The sequence below is a fragment of the Paenibacillus sp. FSL R5-0475 genome (assembly GCF_038004585.1).
Lineage (GTDB): Bacteria > Bacillota > Bacilli > Paenibacillales > Paenibacillaceae > Paenibacillus_AQ.
Genome location: NZ_JBBORK010000001.1, coordinates 5,668,987 through 5,690,624, shown reverse-complemented (window position 1 = coordinate 5,690,624; position 21,638 = coordinate 5,668,987). Strand labels below are relative to the sequence as shown.

The window sequence follows — 21,638 nt, the reverse complement described above, 5'->3', positions numbered from 1 at the left end:
TAACCTCAATCTCTACTGAAACGCCGGAATTTTAACTGCACATTATGCAATTAAAAAATAAGCATCGTGATAACACTGGTTATTTTGCTTCAACTCAAGTGTCATAGTTACAAAACGACGCTGTCACATAGCTTCTTCTGATTATTACTCAACAAACTTGTGGCAACCAATAGTCTCGGTCATAAATGAGAATTTCACACTTGCGCAGCGAAAAAGAATTAAAAAAGCACCGCCCCCAATCAAAGGGGGCGGTGCTTAATCTTTCGTCATAGAGCTACGAAACGTAGCCCAATAACGTTATTTATTTCTTCTTTCTCTTACGAGGAGCTCCGTCTGGAGCGCTGCCTGTAGTGTCATTACGTTTAGAAGCGGCTTGTTCCGACGTCTGAACGTTGCCCGGTGTCACGGATTGACCGATGAACACACCACTTTTGTTCTTCTTTTTCCGGCGACCTTTACCTGTTGGAGCGCCGCTACGGCCTTCTCCACCGCCAAAGTTACCGCCGCGGTCCTCTCGGCTACGGAACTTCGTGCTGCCGTCCAGGCCGCGGACTTCGCCGCCGGAAGAGTCAGACGCAGGAGCGCCGTATCCGCCTTTGCCGGAGCCAAAGCCGAAGCTGATGCCGCGTCCACCACCGGCACCGCCGTTGTCACCGCCGCGGCCTCGCCCGCCGCTGCGCTCACGTGGCGCGCCTGCGTTGCCGGCTTCGCCCCCGCGCTCTGCGCCGGTGCTTCCGCCCGGCGCCGCAACTACCCGGCTCGCATCCTCGCCGGCATCACGCCCGCGCTTCCGCTTTCCGCGTCCGCCCGGTGCACCAACACCGGCCGCTTCGCGCGGCCCTTCGCCGGCGCGCACACCTGCGCCAGGCTTGCCCTTGCCCGCGCCTACAGCAGCGCCGGGCTTGCCTTTACCGCCGCGGCCCTTACTGCCCGCGCCGCCTTTACCCCCGGCTGGCGCCTTGAAGCCGCCGCCACCTGGACGGCCGCCTTTGCCACCGCGGCCGCCTCCAAAACCACCGCCGCGATGCTCACCTGGCGCGCGTGGTTTCATGTCGACCAACTCGAAATCGATCGTGTGGTCATCCATGTTTACCTTGGCGACTCGAATTTTCACCTCGTCGCCAATACGGAACACCCGTGATGTGCGCTCGCCGATGAGCGCCATATGGGCCTCGTCGAAGTGATAATAATCGTCGCTCATAGCGCTGAGACGAATAAGGCCTTCGACGGTATTGTCCAGCTCGATGAACATTCCGAAGCTGGTCACACTGCTGACCATTGCCTCGAATTCCTCGCCTACTTTATCCTGCATGTATTCAGCTTTCTTCAGCTGCTCTGTATCGCGTTCTGCTTCTACCGCTACACGCTCACGTTCCGAGGACTGCTGAGCAATGTCAGGCATCCGGCCGGCCAAATAATCATGTCGTTTCTGGCTCAGCGCCCCTCCATTCTCAATCACTTCACGCATTACGCGGTGAATGACCAGATCGGGGTAACGGCGAATCGGCGAAGTGAAGTGGGAATAGTATTCCGCAGCCAGTCCGAAATGGCCTGTGCTCTCCGCATCATATTTTGCCTGCTTCATGGAACGCAACATCATTGTGCTAATAACGGTCTGTTCTTTAGTCCCTTGGATTTGCTCCAACAGATCCTGCAAAGCACGTGGATGAACCGAATTGCCACGTCCCTTCACGTGATATCCGAAATTAGCCGCAAAAGCCATAAAATTCTGCAGCTTCTCTGGATCTGGATCTTCGTGAATCCGGTAAAGGAACGGAACCTTCAACCAGTGAAAATGCTCCGCGACTGTTTCATTCGCCGCGAGCATAAATTCCTCGATAATCTGCTCAGCTACAGAACGCTCACGCTTCACAATATCTACAGCCTTGCCGTTCTCATCTACGATGATTTTGCTCTCTTCAAAGTCAAAATCAACCGCGCCCCGCCGCATCCGCGCATCACGCAGCTTCATCGCCAATTCTTTCATGAGACGGAAATCATCAATTAATGGACTATAGCGCTCCAGCAATTCTGGATCTTCATCCTCCAAAATTTTGCGAACATTGGAATAAGTCATTCTTTCCTTGGTGCGAATCACACTTGTAAAGACATCGTGCTTCACGACCTTCATGTGTTCGTTAAATTCCATCTCGCAGGACATCGTTAAGCGGTCGACCTGTGGATTCAAACTACAAATCCCGTTAGACAAACGGTGAGGCAGCATCGGAATCACCCGATCCACCAAGTACACACTACAGCCCCGATCATAGGCTTCTTTATCGAGCTCAGAGCTCTCACGTACGTAATAACCTACATCCGCAATATGCACGCCTAGCTTGTAATGTCCGTTCTCCAGTCGCTGAACATTAACCGCATCATCCAGGTCCTTAGCATCCTCACCATCAATCGTGACAATGTTTAGTCCGCGCAAATCGCGACGTCCCTGCTCAGCAATTTCCTCTTCTGTGATTGAATCCGGAGCGTTGTCCGCTTCGTTCATCACTTCAGCCGGAAAGGCCTCTGGCAGCTGATGCTTACGGATAATAGATAGAATATCGACTCCTGGATCATCCTTATGTCCGAGGATCTCAATAATTTCACCCTCTGCCGCTGATCGGCCTTCTGGATAATTCACGATACGTACAACGACCTTTTGACCGTCTACCGCCCCCATGAAGGATTGCTTCGGAATAAAAATATCGCGATTAATCCGTTTATCATCAGGCAGCACAAAGCCATAGGTCTCCAGATTTTGAAATACGCCAACCGTCTGCAATACTCCCCGTTTTACAATGCGCTCAACTTCGCCTTCCATACGTCCGCCGGACGGACTTTTAGAGGTAATACGGATAAGGACGATGTCACCATTCATAGCTCCCTTAAGATCATTCGCATGGATATATACGTCAGGATGATCACGATCATCCGGGATAAGAAAAGCGAAGCCTTTCGCATGAGCCTGTAACCGGCCTCGCAGTAAATCCATTCGTTCCGGCACGCCATAACGTGCATTACGAGTTAATACAATTCTTCCGTCCTGCTCTAATTCAATTAGTAGTTCCTCGAACTTTTTAAACCCTGTGCTATCTTCTAGAGCAAAATGGCTCACCAGCTCTTCATAAGTCATTGGTTTATATGCAGTTTCCCGCATGAAATCGAGTAATATTTCTTGTGTTATCATGTTCGTCACCCCAGCCCTCCGCGGCTCCAAGCCGCTGGCAAATATGTATGTCTTGTCCTGCTCTGTAGTAATGCCAAGTAAAATTTACCTTTACCTACTTCATACCCTAGTATACACGAAATCAATCCTGCGCATCCCTGTTACTGTCATCCAAAGGTAAACGCAGTACGAAATTTCATTCACATCGAAGGAGAAAGTTTATTTATTAAGGCTTTACCGTATCGAATCTTATTCTTTCTGCTATGCAAAGAAAAGCACCTGCAGGTGCTTTATCCCCTTTTTATTATAACAAAAAAGCCTTCGCTCCATTCCATTCAGAACAGAGCGAGGGCTTACTGTAGGTACTTTAGTCAATGAAAACAGCAGCTAGAATCGCCATAATGAAGAATCCTGCAGCAAGTCCAACTGTTACACGTTGTAGTACGAGTTCCATACCACGAGCTTTTGTTTTACCAAAGAGATGCTCAGCACCACCGGAGATGGCACCGGAAAGACCCGCGCTTTTCCCCTTTTGCAGAAGAACGACCGCAATAAGACCGACGGAAAAAATCAGGAGCACAACTTTCAAAAAGATATCCATTCACTTCCACCTCCTACGCCTAAGCATCACTATCTATGGTAATTGAGGTTATCACGATACATAAACAGTATTCTTATTTTATCATAGCAGTGCCGGTAATACAACCGCCTAGACTGTTAAGTCGTAGCTTTTCTTGAAAGATTAGGATAAACATATATTAAAAAAAGACCCGCCATATGGCGGATCTTCGTACTCTGCTATAAAAGCAGATTATCTTTTAAGGTTGTAGAAAGATTTCAGGCCGTTGTATTGAGCCAATTCACCCAACTCGTCTTCGATGCGAAGCAATTGGTTGTATTTAGCAACACGGTCTGTACGGGAAGGAGCACCTGTTTTGATTTGACCAGCGTTAGTCGCAACAGCGATGTCAGCGATTGTGCTATCTTCGGATTCACCGGAACGGTGAGAGATAACTGCTGTGTAACCAGCACGTTTAGCCATTTCGATAGCATCGAAAGTTTCAGTCAATGTACCAATTTGGTTAACTTTAACCAAGATGGAGTTACCGATACCTTTTTCGATACCTGTTGCAAGACGCTCAGTGTTTGTAACGAACAAGTCGTCACCAACCAATTGAACTTTGTCTCCCAATTTTTCAGTAAGCAATTTCCAACCATCCCAGTCGTCTTCGGACATACCGTCTTCGATTGTGATGATAGGATATTTTTCAACCCATGAAGCAAGAAGGTCAACATACTCAGCGGAAGTGTAAGATTTACCTTCGCCAGCAAGGGTGTATTTACCGTCTTTGTAGAACTCAGTGGAAGCAACGTCCATACCCAAGAATACGTCAACACCTGGTTTGTAACCCGCTTTTTCAATAGCTTCGATGATTGTAGTGATTGCTTCTTCATTCGAACCAAGGTTTGGTGCGAAACCACCTTCGTCACCAACAGCTGTGTTCAGGCCTTTGGATTGAAGTACGGATTTCAAGTTGTGGAAGATTTCAGCACCTGTACGAAGAGCTTCTTTAAAGCTTGGAGCTCCTACAGGAAGAACCATGAACTCTTGAACGTCGATGTTGTTGTCCGCATGCTCACCACCATTGATGATGTTCATCATTGGTACTGGAAGAGTTTTAGCGTTGAATCCGCCCAGGTATACGTACAAAGGAATATCCAATGCTGCTGCAGCTGCGCGAGCTACGGCCATGGATACAGCTAGGATTGCGTTAGCGCCCAATTTACCTTTGTTATGAGTTCCATCCAAAGTGATCATCAATTTGTCGATGCCCACTTGGTCAAGAGCGTCCATACCAATAACTTCTGGAGCGATGATTTCATTTACGTTCTCAACAGCTTTCAGAACGCCTTTACCCATGTAACGGGATTTGTCGCCATCACGAAGCTCTACAGCTTCATGAGCGCCAGTGGAAGCGCCGGAAGGAACGATAGCGCGGCCTTTAGCACCGGATTCAAGATAAACGTCAACCTCTACAGTAGGGTTGCCACGGGAGTCAAGGACTTCGCGAGCATAAACATCAGAAATAATAGTCATTTTAGTTAATCTCCTTTAAACAATGTTTTGGTTTTGATTGTTGAAGCTTAATCTTAGGTATTGTTTCCTTATTTGCGACTAGTGATCATGGATTGACCAGTCATTTCCGCAGGTTGCGGAATTCCCATCAGATCCAGAATGGTTGGTGCTACATCAGCAAGGATACCGCGATCGCGCAATACAACATTTTCATCCGTAAGGATGAACGGAACCGGGTTAGTAGTATGAGCTGTGAACGGACGACCGTTCTCATCAAATACCATGTCTGCATTACCGTGATCGGCGATAATGATCGCAACGCCACCCTTGGCAACTACTGCGTCCACTACTTTACCTACACACTCATCAGTTACCTCTACAGCCTTGATTGTTGGCTCCAACATACCGGAGTGTCCAACCATATCAGGGTTTGCAAAGTTAAGGATAATAGCATCCTGTCTTTCCGCTTCGATTTCTGCTACGCAGGCTGCAGCCACTTCGTAAGCACTCATCTCAGGTTGAAGATCATAGGTTGCCACTTTAGGAGAGTTGATCAAGATACGAGTTTCTCCTGGAAGTTCCTCATCACGTCCACCACTGAAGAAGAACGTTACGTGCGGATACTTCTCAGTTTCCGCGATGCGCAGTTGCTTCTTGTTGTGTTGCACAAGTACTTCACCCAATGTGTTATCCAGGTTCTTCGGTGAATAGGCTACATAACCTTGTACCGTTTCACTGAAAGTAGTCAGGCATACGAAGTGCAAGTCTTGCGGGAACAAAGGACCCCGGTCGAAACCGCGGAAATCTTGATTCGTGAACACTTGTGACAACTGAATAGCACGGTCAGGGCGGAAGTTGAGGAACACGACGGAATCGCCGCTCTCTACTGCCGTTACCGGCTTGCCTTCACTGTCTACAATCACGCTAGGTTCAACGAATTCGTCGAATACGGAATTTGAATAAGAAGCAGTGATAGCTTGCAGAGCATCTGTGTATTTCGGTCCTTCGCCATAAACCATAGCACGATAGGCTTTTTCTACACGATCCCAACGTTTGTCACGGTCCATTGCGTAATAACGCCCGGATACCGTTGCAATTGTACCTACTCCAACTTCTTCAATCTTAGCAACCAGATCTTGAACAAACTTCTTACCACTATCTGGAGGTACGTCCCGGCCATCCATGAAAGCATGGATATACACTTCGTGCATATCTTCTTTCTTAGCCAGGTCAAGCATAGCAAACAGGTGATTAATATGGCTATGTACCCCTCCGTCGGATACAAGCGCGTAAAGATGAAGCTTTTTACCTGTGTTCTTAGCATTTCTAACTGCGGCTACCAGTGTTTCATTATCGAAGAATTCGCCCTCACGGATCGATTTATCGATACGAGTCAAATCCTGGTATACAATCCGTCCTGCACCAATATTTAAGTGCCCTACTTCAGAGTTGCCCATTTGGCCTTCTGGAAGACCAACAGCTTCACCACAAGCAGTAAGGGTAGTATTAGGATATTGTTTCAAGTAACGGTCATAGTTAGGTTTGTTAGCTTGAGCAACGGCGTTACCTTCAGATGTTCCACGCAAACCGAAACCATCCATGATGATCAAAGCTACAGGTCTTGGAGCTGACATCTTACTTCGCCCCCTCAACCAATTGAACGAAGGAAGCAGGCTGCAAGCTGGCACCGCCAACAAGCGCACCATCGATGTCGCTTTGGCCCATGTACTCAGTTACATTCTCAGGCTTCACGCTGCCGCCGTATTGAATACGAACAGCTTCAGCTGTTGCAACATCATACAAATCTTTTACAAGACTGCGGATGTAAGCAATAACTTCGTTAGCATCTTGGGAAGTGGAAGATTTACCTGTGCCAATAGCCCAGATAGGTTCGTATGCAATGACAACTTTTGCTGCTTGCTCGGCACTAAGTCCTTGGAATGCAGCTTCAGTTTGTACTTTACATACTGCTTTAGTTTGATCAGCTTCACGCTCTTCGAGCTTTTCGCCAACACATACGATTGGAGTGATACCGTGACGGAATGCAGCATGCATTTTCTTATTCACGATTTCATCTGTTTCGCCAAAATAAGCACGACGCTCTGAGTGACCAATGATTACATAGTCTACGCCAAGATCGCTAAGCATTACACCACTGATTTCTCCTGTGTAAGCACCGTTATCTTCAAAGTGCAGGTTCTGTGCGCCAATCTTGATGTCTGTACCTTTTGCAGCTGCTACAAGTGCAGGCAGGTTAGTAAATGGGGCGCAGATTACAGTCTCAACGCCTTCTACTTCTGCTTTGCCTTTGATGTCAGCAATAAAACTTTCTGCTTCAGGAACTGTTTTGAACATCTTCCAGTTACCCGCAATAATTGGTGTTCTCATGAATTTAATTGCCTCCTTCTATACGTCTTACTTGTCGTTCAGTGCTTCTACGCCAGGAAGCGCCTTGCCTTCCATGAACTCAAGGGATGCACCGCCACCAGTGGAGATGTGATCCATTTGATCAGCCAGGTGGAATTTTTCTGCTGCTGCTGCGGAATCTCCGCCGCCAATAACAGTGTAACCTTCAGTTGTTGCACAAGCTTTTGCTACTGCAAGTGTACCTTCAGCGAATTTATCGATTTCGAATACGCCCATAGGTCCATTCCAGACAACCAGCTTGGAGTTCTTGATAATATCGGCATAAAGTTCACGAGTCTTAGGTCCGATATCAAGTCCTTCCCAACCTTCTGGGATTTCATTGTAATTAACGATCTTAGTGTTAGCATCAGCACCGAATTTATCAGCAACAACAACATCAACAGGAAGCATGAAGTTTTTGCCAAGTGCTTTAGCTTTTTCGATGAATCCAAGAGCAACGTCAAGTTTGTCGTTGTCTACAAGTGACTTACCGATTTCAAAGCCTTGTGCTTTAGTGAATGTATAAGACAATCCACCGCCGATCAGGACGTTATCAGCCAAAGACAACAAGTTATCAATAACATCAATCTTGTCTTTAACTTTCGAACCACCGATGATCGCAGTGAAAGGACGTTCTGGGTTAGTAAGAGCTTTACCAAGAACGGTCAATTCTTTCTCCATCAAAAGACCGGATACAGCTGGTAGGAAATGAGCGATACCTTCTGTCGATGCATGTGCACGGTGAGCCGCACCAAACGCATCATTGACGAACAAATCAGCCAGTTCAGCGAATTGTTTAGCCAATTCAGGATCGTTCTTTTCTTCGCCTGGGTAGAAACGAACATTCTCAAGTACAAGTACGTCGCCTTCGCCTAGCTCAGCAATTTTTGCTTTGACAGCTTCGCCAACAGCTTCGTCAGCTTTAGCTACTGGTTTGCCGAGAAGCTCGGACAGACGTTCAGCAGCAGTAGTCAAACGCATGGAATCTACGAATTGACCTTTAGGACGACCCATGTGACTCGCAAGAATGATCTTTGCACCGTTCTCAATCAAATATTTAATGGTTGGAAGGGTTTCGCGAATACGAGTATCATCAGTAATCTTACCGTCTTCTACAGGTACGTTGAAATCCACGCGTACAAATACGCGTTTACCCTTTACTTCTACATCACGGACGCTCTTTTTGTTCATGATTAATTCCTCCACACCCAAAGTTGTTTCTAGCAGGAAACAAGAAATACATTTAGAAAGAGCGGAAACAAGGAACTTCTGTTTCCGCTCTATAGATGTTACTTATATCAAGTCAATTACTTAGCGATTTTAGCGAATTTCTCCAAAGTACGAACCAATTGTGCAGTGTAGGACATTTCATTGTCATACCAAGCAACAGTCTTAACGAGTTGTTTGTCGCCAACAGTCAATACTTTAGTTTGTGTAGCATCGAACAGGGATCCGAAAGTCATACCTTTGATATCGGAAGATACGATTTCATCTTCAGTGTAACCATAAGTGTCTGGATCGGAAGCTGCTTTCATTGCTGCGTTGATTTCTTCAACAGTAACGCTCTTATCAAGAACAGTTACAAGCTCAGTCAGGGAACCAGTTGCAACTGGAACACGTTGAGCCGCACCATCCAATTTACCTTTAAGTTCTGGAATAACAAGACCGATTGCTTTAGCAGCACCAGTAGTGTTAGGAATGATGTTTTCAGCTGCTGCACGAGCGCGTCTGAAGTCACCTTTAGCGTGTGGAGCATCCAAAGTGTTTTGGTCACCAGTGTAAGCGTGAATTGTAGTCATCAAGCCTTCAACGATACCGAACTTGTCGTTCAATACTTTTGCCATTGGAGCTAGGCAGTTCGTTGTGCAAGATGCGCCGGAAATAACAGTCTCAGTACCATCAAGAATGTCATCGTTAACGTTGTAAACGACAGTTTTCATGTCGCCAGTAGCTGGAGCGGAGATAACTACTTTCTTAGCTCCACCTTTCAAGTGTTTTTCAGCTGCTTCTTTAGTTGTGAAGAAACCTGTGCACTCAAGTACGATATCAACGCCTAGGTCGCCCCATGGCAATTCTTCAGGGTTGCGGTTAGCAAGAACCTTAACTTCTTTGCCATTGACTTTGAAGAAGCCATCATGCACTTCAACATCACCTTGGAATTTACCTTGAGTTGTATCATATTTAAGCAAATGAGCAAGCATCTTAGCGTCAGTCAAGTCGTTGATTGCTACCACTTCGATACCTTCTACATTTTGAATACGGCGGAAAGCAAGGCGTCCAATACGTCCAAATCCGTTAATTCCAACTTTTACACTCATTGAATAGTTCCTCCTAGAATTCGTTTTATTTATTCAAAACAGACCGTGAAGCCTGTCATGACAACAATGTTAAGTATGATGCAAGATATATGTTCTAGTGAGTTACGAGGATATCTGTAACTGATTATCAATTTCCTTGCCGATTTCCACAGCAGCAGCCTCGTCGGTGACGAGTATATTCTCCTGCCCGAAACGCAGCATGGCATGAATGGCTTTGGCCTTTGGTTTGCCTCCAGCAATACCGATGACTGTCTCCGTCCGAACAATATCTTCTAGACGTAGTCCCATCGTAAGCATCGTATGGACAACCTGACCATCTTCGTTAAAGTAATACCCAAAGGATTCAGCCACGGCTCCCTCACCCTGGATTTCTGAGACAGTTGCCTCATCCAGCTTGCGGCGGCGAGTCATTTCAATGGCATCCCCAATCCCATGTACAATAATACGCGAACTGCGGATGATTTGTACAATCTCTCCAATATTAGAGTCAAGTGCTAGTGACTGGTAGGCATCCCCACTAAGTAAATCAGGTACATGCAGCAACCGGTAATTCGCTCCTACCCGTTTTGCCATTGTTGAGGCAATCGTATTGGCTTGAATCTCCATACTCTCTCCTAATCCACCACGCGCCGGAACAAACCAAGCGTTCTTATAGGAAAGGGATAACGGCGGTGTCAGTTGATCAGCCATATCGGCAAGCGTTGATCCACCTGTGACAGCAACTATATCATCTGTACGAAGTACACTGAGCAGCGCTTTTGCACCCGCTCGGCCAAGCTCACGTTTAGTGAATGGCGATGACTCACAATCACCCGGCACCACAATAACTTTATCCAGACCGTACGTTGCCCGAATTTTCTCTTCCAGCTCATCCAGACCAAACAGGCTCTTAACGACCGGCTCTAGCAAATCAAGCAGTCTACGCCCAGCAGCGCTAATGCGCATGCCAACACTCTCGATCTCAATGAGCCCTTGCGATTTCAGAAGATCCGTCTCGGCACGCAGTACCCGCTCAGTCATATCAAGCGAAGCGGCAAGCGTTCTGCGCCCAATTATATCGGACAGCATGATCTGATGAAGAATCGTGTACCGTCTCTTAAGGGTTTCCATGAGATCAGGCAGAAGCTGCTTTTGGATATCTAATAAATTACGCATACTTTCACTCCTGCAACTTCGTCTTCCTCTATTCCCTTGTTCATGGTCTCAAAATGTCCCGGGTAAACTTTTTAAGTCCCACTCATATTCTAACCAAATATTGCTCGAAGTGCAAGTCTTCCGAGAGTAGAATTCTCAAGCGCTTGTCTTCTTATACATTTATAAGATTGGGAAAGAGATTCAGCTCCAAAAAACCTGTCATTAACAATCCAGATTCTTTCGCTGATTGAAACACAATGTACGCTTGTCCACCTTGAAGAATAGGGATAAAGCCTGTGTACAGTATTATTAAAAATATAAGAAATTACAGGTTTCACGTTATATATCATCCTTATATTTCTACGAGAAACGGTTGTCGTCAATAAAGGACGACAGCGTCGTTTCTTCCTGTCCATTGCAATTGCACAGAAATTGTATTATAATCATTTTTGTTGCGCCCGTGGTCCAATGGATATGACGTAGGCCTCCGAAGCCTGAGATCCAAGTTCGATTCTTGGCGGGCGCGCCATTAATTTCACTTTTGTACATAATTTAGTAGTGCCTATACTACTACTTAACCAAAGAGCCGCGTGTCGGCTCTTTTTTTTGAATATAAGTTTGACTTTCTTTGACTTTTTGTTTGAATTTGTTTATCATGTGGGTAATACGGCAAGAGTAAAAATGAATACATTTGAAGAACCAATATCAAGGAGGTTTTCCACGTGAGTTATATTCCTATGGTAGTAGAACAGAGCAACCGCGGTGAGCGCGCTTATGACATCTATTCCCGCCTGCTGAAGGACCGCATCATTTTCCTTGGAACGGAGGTTAATGACGTGGTAGCCAATTCTATCATCGCACAAATGCTGTTCTTGGCTGCCGAAGATCCGGAAAAGGACATTCACCTTTATGTGAATAGCCCAGGCGGTTCCATTACTGCAGGTATGGCTATTTTTGATACAATGCAGTACATTAAACCGGATGTTTCCACCATCTGTGTGGGTATGGCAGCTTCTATGGGAGCTTTCCTACTTAACGCTGGCGCTAAAGGCAAACGCTTCGCACTGCCTAACAGTGAGATCATGATTCACCAACCTCTGGGTGGTGCTCAAGGTCAAGCAACGGATATCGAAATCCGTGCCCGCCGTATCCTCAAATTGCGTGATAAGTTGAATCGTATTCTTGCAGAACGTACGGGTCAACCGCTAGAACGTATTGAGAAGGATACAGATCGTGATTACTTCATGACTGCTGCAGATGCGGCAACTTACGGTATCGTTGATAAAGTCATCGAGAAAACACTGCCTAGCGGTGTGTAAGCTATAAAACAACACAAAGAGGCTGTGCCCTATCCACTTGATGGTTAGCGCACAGCCTCTTTACTTTTCAGACCATCACTTCATACGAATCTCAATTAAATCAAACCGCCATATCCAAGCGCATCGAGTTTCTCAGCAATCACACGGTAGCCTCGGCCATTCGGATGTAAGTGGTCAATCGATAATAGCCCTCTCTCATTTCCTGCAAACTCACTATAGATAGAAGCAAACCCACATACTCGGCTACTGTACTGTGAGGCATAGCGGTTAAACTGCCGCACCCACTCTGTAGCACCCACTACCTGAGGATAAGGATTATACAGTCCCACAATCCGAATGATAAGAGGTCTACGCTTTCCCGTCTTCAATTGGAAGAGGATACTCATAATTGCAGCAAAATTTTGTTTGCATTCTTGCAATGATCTTCGCAGCTCTTTAGATAAATTTTCAGGTTGTCTAGCTGCAACCTTCGCAGCATGGATTAAATCGTTGCCACCGATGGATAGAGTGATGATGTCGGCTGCTCGAATGGCTTCGCGAGTCATCGCACTCCCCCGTAGCCGCTGTTCCAGTTCAGAAGTAGTCAATCCATTCACGCCCAAATTCGTAGAGGCTACATTAGAACGCAGTCTCCCTTCCGCCATTCTACGGTACACCGGTACAAAACCGTTCCCTGGCAGAGCGCCAAATCCAGTCGTCAAGGAATCGCCAATTGCAGTGTATTGATAGCTCATAGCTCTCCCCCGTTCATAAACTAGTTACTCCATTTAGCATATGAATTCGAGGTCATTTTGGTAAGGGGGAGATGTCCAGTGGTGACACTAGCGGTTACGACTTCTCTATTTATTTTACAGCAGTAAATGGGCTACCGCCTTCCGGCAACAGTTCTTTGAAAGTAAAGGGATATTCCGGGAACCCCGCAGCATAAGCTGTGTATTCATACAATTGGAAGAACAGAACGACCTGATCATCCTTCAGATAAAAATACTTTTCCGTATTCAATCCGTTGAATCCTCCCAAATAACTTTCCTCCGCTTTTACTAGCTTGTTCAACTTAGCATTCAACTCTTTTTTGTAGTTTGGGTTAGCTCCGAACAGGTCGCCCAACAGTAGACGTTTGCCATCCTTGAGCGAAAAGGTAAACGCCTCCCGATTGGTCATACCATGAGCGCCGCCCGTATCGCTATACTGTGACATCACTAAGCTGATCACACCATCCTGATTGTAGGTCACCATATATTCTATATCATAGGTATACTTAGGCTCTGACCCGGATCGATTCGAGATATCCTTCTCTGCGTTTGCAGCAAATTTCATGGCACTTTCTTTCAAAATATCATTCATGGCCTGCTGTGCATTGGAATTGCTTAATCCACTAAACTTCGGATAATCAAGCTGGATCAAAGCCTCTTTTCGATCCTTAGCATAGGTCTCTGTGGTTACTATCAACGCATTCTGTGATCTATTCACCACATTCAACCTACTAGAGCCCCGACTCCAATCCACTTTATAGCCTAAATAATCATTTAACAGACCTGATGGAACATAGAGCCGATTGTTTATTAGCTTTCCTTCATACTCTCGAATGTAATAATTGTTCACCCAAATTGAAGTACCATAGCTAGATAACAGCAACTTGGCCTTAGTCGTTCCCTTTCCGATCGTGTATGTATTTTCTTTTTTATCATAAGTTAGAGGTAATTGCAGCACATCACGCATAAAGGTAATCGGAATCCAGACCTTCCCTTCCTGCAAAATACCTGTCTGCTGTGAAATCACCCCGTTCGCCTTTAAAACTATACTTGTAGCAATAGCCTTGCTCTTCGTCTGATCAGAAGCTGCATAACCCGTATCACTGGGCAGCAATCCTCCACCAAGCAATAATCCAGCCGACATCAAACCTATGCCCCATTTGCGTACTGTTTCTTTTGAAATATTCACCATCTAATTTTCCCACTCCTTTCCAGTTTATTAAACCTAATCTTGGAGAATTTACACAAAAAAAAGAGGCGCCCCCCACTATTACTAGTGGAAGATCACCTCTCCTCTCTGCAATCATCTTGTTCTGCTACTATTTCAATTCATACATTACGCTCAGCTGTGTTGTAACTTTAACTACTCCCGGTTGAACGGATGTGCTTGCACCAGCATCTGCTGCAGCCATTTCCATTTTTAGATTCTGTTCAAAATAAACCGGAGTGACATTGCCATCATTTTGGCTGACCGTGATTACTTGACCCAGGCTACGTTTAGCTGCCTTAGCAATAGCACCTGCTTTAACATCTGCGTTCGCCATCGCCTTTTCAATCACCTGAGCTTCAAAGGCAGAAGTATCTTCCACGGAAAAACGTGCATTTCCGATATTATTTGCCCCCGCCGCAGATGCAGCGTCTAGCAATTCACCAACCTTGGTCAGATCTCTATAGGACACTAACAGTGTATGATTCGCGTTGTATCCTTTCACTTGCTGTCCTTCTTTTTCGCTATAACTGTAGTTGGGTTGCACATAGAATTGGGTACTTTGAATATCCTTATCTGCGATTTTCCAAGTCCCCTTCAGTAGTGTAGTGATCTTTTGGATTTTAGCAGCATTTGTTTTTTGCGCTTCTTGCGCAGTTGTAGCCGTAGTATCCACACCGATGGACAGGTATACAATATCCGGCTTGATGGACAATTCACCTTTACCTACTACACTAACGACGTTTTTCTGTACTTCATCTGCATAAGCCTTTGCAGGACCTTGGAAGACACCACTCATGCTAATCCCTCCAATTAACAAACTCCCTACGATCAACACTGAACCAATCTTCTTTACCAAACCTTTCATATTTGCCAGCCCCTTTCATCCTTTGTGATTTGTTATTATCCTCTAGACGAGTCTTTTTGGTAAATGTTGCACAGTTAAAATCTATTTTTTGGTATAAAAAAAAGCCCCTGGGGGCTTTTTAGTCATGCGATAGAAAGTCATTTCAAAAGATTATTGGTTCTCAAGCTCTTCTTTGCTGACGAGACTCGTCAAAGCGTTTACAGCTTGATCCGCGTCTGCACCATCCGCGCTGATATAGATCTCCGTGCCGGAACTGATCGCTAGGCTCATAATACCCATAATACTTTTGGCGTTTACTTTTTTATCGTCTTTTTCCACGAAAATCTCCGACGAAAACTTGTTAGCTTCTTGCACAAACAATGCTGCCGGTCGAGCGTGTAGCCCTGTCTTCAACCGAACAACTACCGGGTGCTTTGTCATGAAACGCTTACCCCCTAATTGAGTTCTCCCCAAAAATTTCACATTAATTTTATATTATTATATCATTATAACGTAAACCACACTAGAAAAAAAGTGACTAGCCGCCTCGAACCTTGTCCGCCAGTTCATCAATCTTACGAAGTCGATGATTTACTCCGGACTTACTAACCGTACCTTTCAGCATTTCACCAACCTCTTTAAGGTTGATATCTGGATGTGCCATTCGAATTTCTGCAACTTCCCGCAGTTTATCCGGTAAGCTCTCCAGCCCCACTTCTCGCTGCAGCAGTTTGATATTCTCAATCTGCCGCACCGCGGCACTTATCGTTTTATTGAGATTCGCGGTCTCGCAGTTCACGATCCGATTCACGGAATTACGCATATCGCGCATAATTCTTACATCCTCAAATTTGAACAACGCTTGATGCGCCCCGATCAGACTTAAGAATTCGATAATCTTCTCGCCTTCTTTAATGTATAGAATGAACCCTTTTTTACGTTCAATGCAGCGTGCGTTTAGGTGAAATTCACCAGCCAGATCGACCAGCGCCTTACAATGCTCCTCATACATCGAGGAAATCTCCAAATGGTAAGAGGAACCCTCCGGATTATTAACGGATCCGCCCGCCAAAAAGGCACCCCGCAAATAAGCACGCTTACAGCAGTTATTCCCAACAATCTCTTTATCAATACCGTCGGTAAAAATAAATCCTTCGGACACAATTCTGAGATCATTTAAGATTTCCTGTACGCGACTAGGGATTCTAACGATATAAACGTTATTTTTCTTCAAACGCATTTTTTTACGCACGAGTAGCTCAATATGGACCTGGTAATATTTCTTAAGCAAAGAATATACCCGCCTTGCAATCGCGGCGTTCTCCGTCGAAATGTCGAGAATCACCTTTTTGCTTGAAAGCTGCACAGATCCATTCATACGGATAAGCGCTGACATTTCCGCCTTCTCACAACAGGGCTCACTCTCCACCATCGTCAGCTCTTTTTTTGTAAGGGCCGCAAAAGACAAGGGTCTCACCTCTTTCTGAAAATAAGTACGTCATTCATATATACAAGCATAAACGCCTTCGGCGTCCTTTTGAGGACGGTAAGCGTTTAAGCGAGAAATATAAGAAAGTATAGGTGTAAAACTTATATTTTCTTATATTTTAAGTTATACCCTAGGGTTTCTGTTTATCCAATCTTGCACAAGCTGATAGATATGATGACTAAGCTTATCGGTATCATGCCTTAAATAAGTTCGGAATAACACTAGCTTATCCGCTATAACTTTATATGCACTGCCTTCTAGTACATCCTTGTCGAGCTGTACCGGACGTGCACCCTTCTCAGCGTATTTCGACTGCACCTGCTCTGGAATTTCACCGTCATTCACAATAATATAATCAAATAAATGAATCCCAATATGATCATAAACGGCTTGTAGATGGTCATTTACAGTATAATTATCCGTTTCACCAGGCTGAGTCATTACATTGCAGACAAAAATTTTGATTGCATCAGAAGATACAACTGCTTCTGCTAGCTTCGGAACAAGTAGGTTCGGAAGAATGCTCGTATATAGACTACCTGGCCCCAAAAGAATTGCATCAGCATTTCGAATCGCTTCAAGTGCTTCAGGCAACGGCTCCACATCAGCAGGCTCCAAAGAAACCCGTTTAATGATCCCGCCTGCTTCCGGTATCTTAGATTCACCCGTGATAATCGTGCCGTCCGACATTTCTGCACGCAATACTACGGCATCCCCCGCAGCGGGTAATACCCGTCCGCGAACAGCAAATAATCGGCTAAGCTCACGAACAGCTGTGACAAAATCGCCAGATATATCTGTAAGCGCGGCAAGAATTAAATTGCCAAGACTATGACCCGCCAAGCCTTCGCCCGTGTTGAAACGATATCTCATAATATCCGCCATGAGCGGCTCTACATCAGCCATAGCTGTTAATACGTTACGGATGTCCCCAGGAGGCGGCATTTGCAGTTCACTGCGCAAAATGCCCGAGCTTCCTCCATCATCTGCTACGGTAACTATAGCTGTAATATCTAGCGGCTTTTCTTTTAAGCCGCGAAGCATGACAGATAGCCCCGTGCCACCGCCCATAACGACGATACGTGGACGCTGTCTTTGTTCTTCAGCCACTATGGACCCCTTCTCTCATTAGTGCCGATCACGCTCGGAATCCCGATGACTAACGGCTACGGATTCCGTTTCGCTGACGCCCAGCATTTTGCCCAAATATTCAGAAATGGCTACTGAACGGTGTTTCCCACCTGTACAGCCAATGCCGATAATAATCTGGGATTTACCTTCCCTACGATATTGCGGAATTAAGAAATGAAGCATATCGAGCAGTTTGGTCAGGAACACCTGTGTTTCAGGCCACTTCATTACATAGTCATAGACATCGCTGTCCTGACCTGTTTTTGGCCGCAGATGATCCACATAATGTGGGTTAGGCAAAAAGCGAACATCGAAGACGAGGTCTGCATCAATAGGAATACCATACTTAAATCCGAACGATGTAATGTTGACGGAGAGTGTACTTTTTCCTAAATGCGAGAACCGAGAAACGATCTTCTCCTTGAGCTGCACTGGTTTCATACTGCTAGTATCCAGACATAATGTAGCTGAATTCTTTAATTCCTCAAGCATTTTACGTTCCAGCTTGATACCATCAAGCGGAAGTCCCTTAGGCGCTAGAGGATGATGACGCCGGCTTTCCTTGTACCGCTGCACAAGCACCGAATCCGTTGCATCCAAGAACAAGATTTCACAGCCAATGGTTGACTCATCTTTGATATAGGCTAGAGACTCGGACAAAGCAGTGAAGAATTCCCTACCGCGCAGGTCAATCACAAGCGCTACCTTGGCGATCTTACCCTTCGACTGCTCAATCAGTTCTGCAAACTTAGGGATCAGCACCGGCGGCAAATTATCGACACAGAAGAACCCTAGGTCTTCCAGACTCTGCACAGCAATTGTCTTACCCGCACCTGACATTCCGGTAATAATGATCAGGGTGGCTCCAGCCGTTGGAGTATTGTCCAATTCGGTCATTAAAGCGTCCCCTCCCTAAATTAGTATATGAATACTCCCTATCTTTTAAGAACGAAGCAGAAGACCTGCTGCACCCACAATACCTGCATCATTACCAAGCTCTGCAGGAATAATCGAAACACCAGTCTGAAGCGGAGCCGGTGCGAGCTTAGCAAACACACGACGAACTTCATCAAATAGAATATCTCCAGCCTTAGACACACCACCACCAATGATGAAGACCTCAGGGTTAAGCACGGCTGCAACAGAAGCCATAGATTTACCCAGGTAGTATGCTGCACGGTTTACTATGCGAATCGCTACTTCATCGCCAGCCTTAGCCGCATCAAAGACTTCCTTCGCAGCAATCTTCTCTACCATTGAGAGGGAAGTACGATCACCACGAGCTACTGCATCGTTAGCCATACGAATAATTCCTGTAGCGGAGGAAACGGTTTCCAGACATCCCATATTACCGCAACCACATTGAATGGCTTCCAAATCCGGCACTACAGTGATATGGCCAAGCTCACCTGCTAGACCTGCAAAACCTTGATAAATCTTTCCGTTAATAATGATTCCGCCACCAACACCTGTTCCTAGCGTATAGCAGACACAGTTTTCAATCCCGCGTCCTGCACCACTCCAGGCTTCACCCAGTGCAGCCACGTTCGCATCATTGTCTATTTTGACAGGCTTGTTCCAGCGGTCTTCCAAAATGGAACGAATCGGCACATCTTTAAATCCTATGTTGGGCGCAAGGATAATGATTCCTTCACGAATATTTGTGAACCCTGCTACGCCCGCGCCTACACCTGCAAGCTGATCCCAAGAGTACGGGGAATCCTCCACAATTTGGCGTACATACTTCTCGATATTATCGATAACAGTATCGACACCTTCTGCAGTTCCTGTGGGTCCCTCATAAGTATGCAGTAGCGTTCCCTCAGCATTGCAGATTCCAACCTTAATTGCAGTTCCACCCAAATCCACGCCAACGTAGATATTCTCAGACATGTAACAAGCCACCTTTTTTTATACTAAAATAGTTAATCCTAAGTACCAACTATAATAGAAGCCCCCTCTGTGGTCAAGGAAAGACAACACACCCGGGAATTCCTTATTTTAATACTATACTCTATTATATTCTAAAAAGACCCACTTACGACTAAGTAAGAGAGTCTTCTGACTATATTATTATCTGGAAAATAACCTAAATCACCCATTTATTCTGACAAAATACGCTTTTGCCCCTCCAGTGCACGGATAGGTGCGATATTCTGTGTAAACTCCAGCGTACCCATATACCGACCAGTCTCGTCTCGGACGGCGAAATAACGGATATAGATAAATTTATCCTTGATGTTGATCCAGAAGTCCTCAGCATCCTTACGACCTGCCTTAAAATCTTCCAGAAGCTTCTCCACCACATGAACACTTTGAGGCGGATGACAGTTCTGTACCGTGCGGCCGATAACTGCCTTAGTTCGGGAAAAGATACGTTCCTTCCCGTGTGAAAAATATCGAACGACATCATTCTCATCAATGAATGTCAGATCTACTGGCAGGTGATTGAGTACTGTTTCGAGCTGATGCAATGACAACAGCCCTGTCTCAAAACGGATGAACCCTTCTTGCGGAGCGGCTCCCACTGCTTCACCCTGCAATGCTGCACCTTCCGGCTCTGCGGCACGTTCGGGTATCCACTCCTGCTCCGGCGCCGTTAGGCAGAATCCGATCTCATCGCTCTCCCGAGCGATTTTGACCCATTCGTCTTCCGTCAATTTATCCAGCGACATAGGCAATAAAATATTTTCTTCCTTAAAAATCATTTCATTAACTTCCTTGATGATCTCCGTAAGTTGAACACCAATATCTGCTGCATTTCCGCTGTAGCTGCTGAGCGCTGCTTTTGCATCTTTAATCATACGACGGATATGATCATCCACGCCCCACATTACCTTGGTTGGTCCATAAATGCCGTATTTTTCAAGGTAAGGGAACAACAGATTTTCTTTTCGACTATAGTGTTTATCTAGATCCAGCAGTAAGCTAAGATCCTCCAGCAGCTTAAAGATCAGCTCCTCGCTGTCATTCTTCTGGAATTTGGTAGCATGCAAATCTAAACGGAAGTTCACAAGTCTTTCAATCTCACGGTTTTCTAGCTTGAAGGTGTGGACTGGGTGGCCGGGTTGTTCTTCAGGCTTTGAGGAGCGGTGAATTTGCTCAATAGAGCCTTTGAATATTGCTGTATGCACCGAACAAAGCCGCTGTACCTCGGATACCGGAATTCCCTCTTCAGTCATTAACGAATGCTCCATTGCTGAGATTTCCGCAACAGTTACATCACCTACAGCTTCCTCGAAGCGTGCCTTAACCTCTTCAACGCTTTTGCCTGCATGCAGTTCTTTAATAATCTCCTTGAGCATGGCTTGGCGACGAGTTTGCTCCGGTACATCAACCTCGCGGTTATTTATCAGTTCACTCATTATTGATCTCTCCTTAATGAAATTTTGATGATAGATTCCTTTATTTCATAATCTCGAAGCCATGTCGTTCAAATGCTAACTTCACGGTGTTGAGATCCATTTTCTTCAGCTTGATTCCTTTGGATAAGGTCATGAAACGGCCAGCGGTCTGCAGCATACCTGGCTTAGCAATGTCCTTAAAGCCCAGCTCTACCATAATCTCAACGACCTCTGGATGCCGGGATACCATCTCGAAGATAGACTCATCCATTCGCAGCATTTTTTCCATTGGACTCTTCTCCTTTATATGAGAACTATTCTCAACAACAGATTAGCACAGGCCGTACAAGGCAATAGTGATTGCAATCACTAAATTTAGAAGAAAGCAATGACTGTTCTTTTAAAGATGGATTATGTATAATGTGAAATTAAAAAAACTGCCCCCTACGCTAAA

19 protein-coding genes and 1 tRNA gene are annotated in these 21,638 nt (G+C 45.6%); 2 read left to right on the top strand and 18 right to left on the bottom strand.

The genetic code is table 11. The features are described 5' to 3' along the window. Positions 1-301: 301 nt before the first annotated feature. The 8 genes from rnr to MKX41_RS25535 form a co-directional block, all read right to left on the bottom strand. A complete protein-coding gene (rnr, locus tag MKX41_RS25570) occupies positions 302-3,181 on the bottom strand; it encodes a ribonuclease R (RefSeq protein ID WP_340975079.1) in 2,880 nt (959 codons plus the stop codon). Positions 3,182-3,527: 346 nt separating this feature from the next. Then, on the bottom strand, positions 3,528-3,761 hold the full coding sequence (secG, locus tag MKX41_RS25565) for a preprotein translocase subunit SecG (RefSeq protein WP_042123332.1): 234 nt from the start codon (positions 3,759-3,761) through the stop codon (positions 3,528-3,530). Between the two features lie 210 nt (positions 3,762-3,971). Further along, a complete protein-coding gene (gene eno, locus MKX41_RS25560; RefSeq protein WP_042123330.1) occupies positions 3,972-5,258 on the bottom strand; it encodes a phosphopyruvate hydratase in 1,287 nt (428 codons plus the stop codon). A 68-nt stretch (positions 5,259-5,326) separates the two neighbouring features. Next, the gene (gpmI, locus tag MKX41_RS25555) at positions 5,327-6,871 is read right to left on the bottom strand and encodes a 2,3-bisphosphoglycerate-independent phosphoglycerate mutase (protein ID WP_340973668.1); all 1,545 of its coding nucleotides are present in this window, start codon (positions 6,869-6,871) and stop codon (positions 5,327-5,329) included. A gap of 1 nt (position 6,872) precedes the next feature. After that, entirely contained in the window at positions 6,873-7,625 is a 753-nt protein-coding gene (gene tpiA, locus MKX41_RS25550) for a triose-phosphate isomerase (protein WP_042123325.1), read from the bottom strand. A gap of 27 nt (positions 7,626-7,652) precedes the next feature. Beyond that, complete coding sequence (locus MKX41_RS25545; protein ID WP_042184036.1) at positions 7,653-8,834, bottom strand: phosphoglycerate kinase; 1,182 nt, start codon at positions 8,832-8,834, stop codon at positions 7,653-7,655. Positions 8,835-8,950: 116 nt separating this feature from the next. Then, positions 8,951-9,961 carry a type I glyceraldehyde-3-phosphate dehydrogenase gene (gene gap / locus MKX41_RS25540; RefSeq protein WP_036687120.1) on the bottom strand — a complete coding sequence of 337 codons (1,011 nt, stop codon included), beginning with the start codon at positions 9,959-9,961 and terminating at the stop codon, positions 8,951-8,953. A gap of 102 nt (positions 9,962-10,063) precedes the next feature. Continuing rightward, positions 10,064-11,116 (bottom strand): sugar-binding transcriptional regulator, encoded by a 1,053-nt coding sequence (locus MKX41_RS25535; RefSeq protein ID WP_042123320.1) that lies wholly within the window; start codon positions 11,114-11,116, stop codon positions 10,064-10,066. A 433-nt stretch (positions 11,117-11,549) separates the two neighbouring features. Between MKX41_RS25535 and MKX41_RS25530 the strand changes: the two genes are divergently transcribed. Then, positions 11,550-11,624, top strand: a tRNA-Arg gene (locus MKX41_RS25530). Between the two features lie 193 nt (positions 11,625-11,817). Continuing rightward, positions 11,818-12,414, top strand: a complete 597-nt coding sequence (clpP, locus tag MKX41_RS25525) for an ATP-dependent Clp endopeptidase proteolytic subunit ClpP (RefSeq protein ID WP_060626469.1) — start codon at positions 11,818-11,820, stop codon at positions 12,412-12,414. A gap of 95 nt (positions 12,415-12,509) precedes the next feature. Here clpP and MKX41_RS25520 read toward each other — a convergent pair whose 3' ends face one another. From MKX41_RS25520 to MKX41_RS25475, 10 genes are all read right to left on the bottom strand, one after another. Continuing rightward, complete coding sequence (locus tag MKX41_RS25520; protein ID WP_340973663.1) at positions 12,510-13,148, bottom strand: GDSL-type esterase/lipase family protein; 639 nt, start codon at positions 13,146-13,148, stop codon at positions 12,510-12,512. A gap of 109 nt (positions 13,149-13,257) precedes the next feature. After that, positions 13,258-14,358, bottom strand: coding sequence for a PdaC/SigV domain-containing protein (locus tag MKX41_RS25515; protein WP_340973661.1), 1,101 nt, complete (start codon positions 14,356-14,358; stop codon positions 13,258-13,260). Positions 14,359-14,485: 127 nt separating this feature from the next. Then, a complete protein-coding gene (locus MKX41_RS25510) occupies positions 14,486-15,241 on the bottom strand; it encodes an SIMPL domain-containing protein (RefSeq protein ID WP_042184030.1) in 756 nt (251 codons plus the stop codon). A 150-nt stretch (positions 15,242-15,391) separates the two neighbouring features. After that, positions 15,392-15,661: an HPr family phosphocarrier protein gene (locus MKX41_RS25505; protein WP_036687106.1), complete on the bottom strand. Its 270-nt coding sequence runs from the start codon at positions 15,659-15,661 to the stop codon at positions 15,392-15,394. 97 nt (positions 15,662-15,758) lie between these two features. Then, positions 15,759-16,688, bottom strand: a complete 930-nt coding sequence (gene whiA / locus MKX41_RS25500; RefSeq protein WP_042123310.1) for a DNA-binding protein WhiA — start codon at positions 16,686-16,688, stop codon at positions 15,759-15,761. A 144-nt stretch (positions 16,689-16,832) separates the two neighbouring features. Beyond that, positions 16,833-17,780 carry a gluconeogenesis factor YvcK family protein gene (locus tag MKX41_RS25495; RefSeq protein WP_179085868.1) on the bottom strand — a complete coding sequence of 316 codons (948 nt, stop codon included), beginning with the start codon at positions 17,778-17,780 and terminating at the stop codon, positions 16,833-16,835. A 57-nt stretch (positions 17,781-17,837) separates the two neighbouring features. Continuing rightward, entirely contained in the window at positions 17,838-18,737 is a 900-nt protein-coding gene (gene rapZ / locus MKX41_RS25490; RefSeq protein WP_042123306.1) for an RNase adapter RapZ, read from the bottom strand. Positions 18,738-18,782: 45 nt separating this feature from the next. Further along, the gene (locus tag MKX41_RS25485; protein ID WP_042184026.1) at positions 18,783-19,733 is read right to left on the bottom strand and encodes an ROK family glucokinase; all 951 of its coding nucleotides are present in this window, start codon (positions 19,731-19,733) and stop codon (positions 18,783-18,785) included. A 209-nt stretch (positions 19,734-19,942) separates the two neighbouring features. Further along, positions 19,943-21,205: a DUF438 domain-containing protein gene (locus tag MKX41_RS25480; RefSeq protein WP_340973656.1), complete on the bottom strand. Its 1,263-nt coding sequence runs from the start codon at positions 21,203-21,205 to the stop codon at positions 19,943-19,945. 40 nt (positions 21,206-21,245) lie between these two features. After that, positions 21,246-21,473, bottom strand: a complete 228-nt coding sequence (locus MKX41_RS25475) for a DUF1858 domain-containing protein (protein ID WP_042184022.1) — start codon at positions 21,471-21,473, stop codon at positions 21,246-21,248. Between the last annotated feature and the right edge of the window lie 165 nt (positions 21,474-21,638).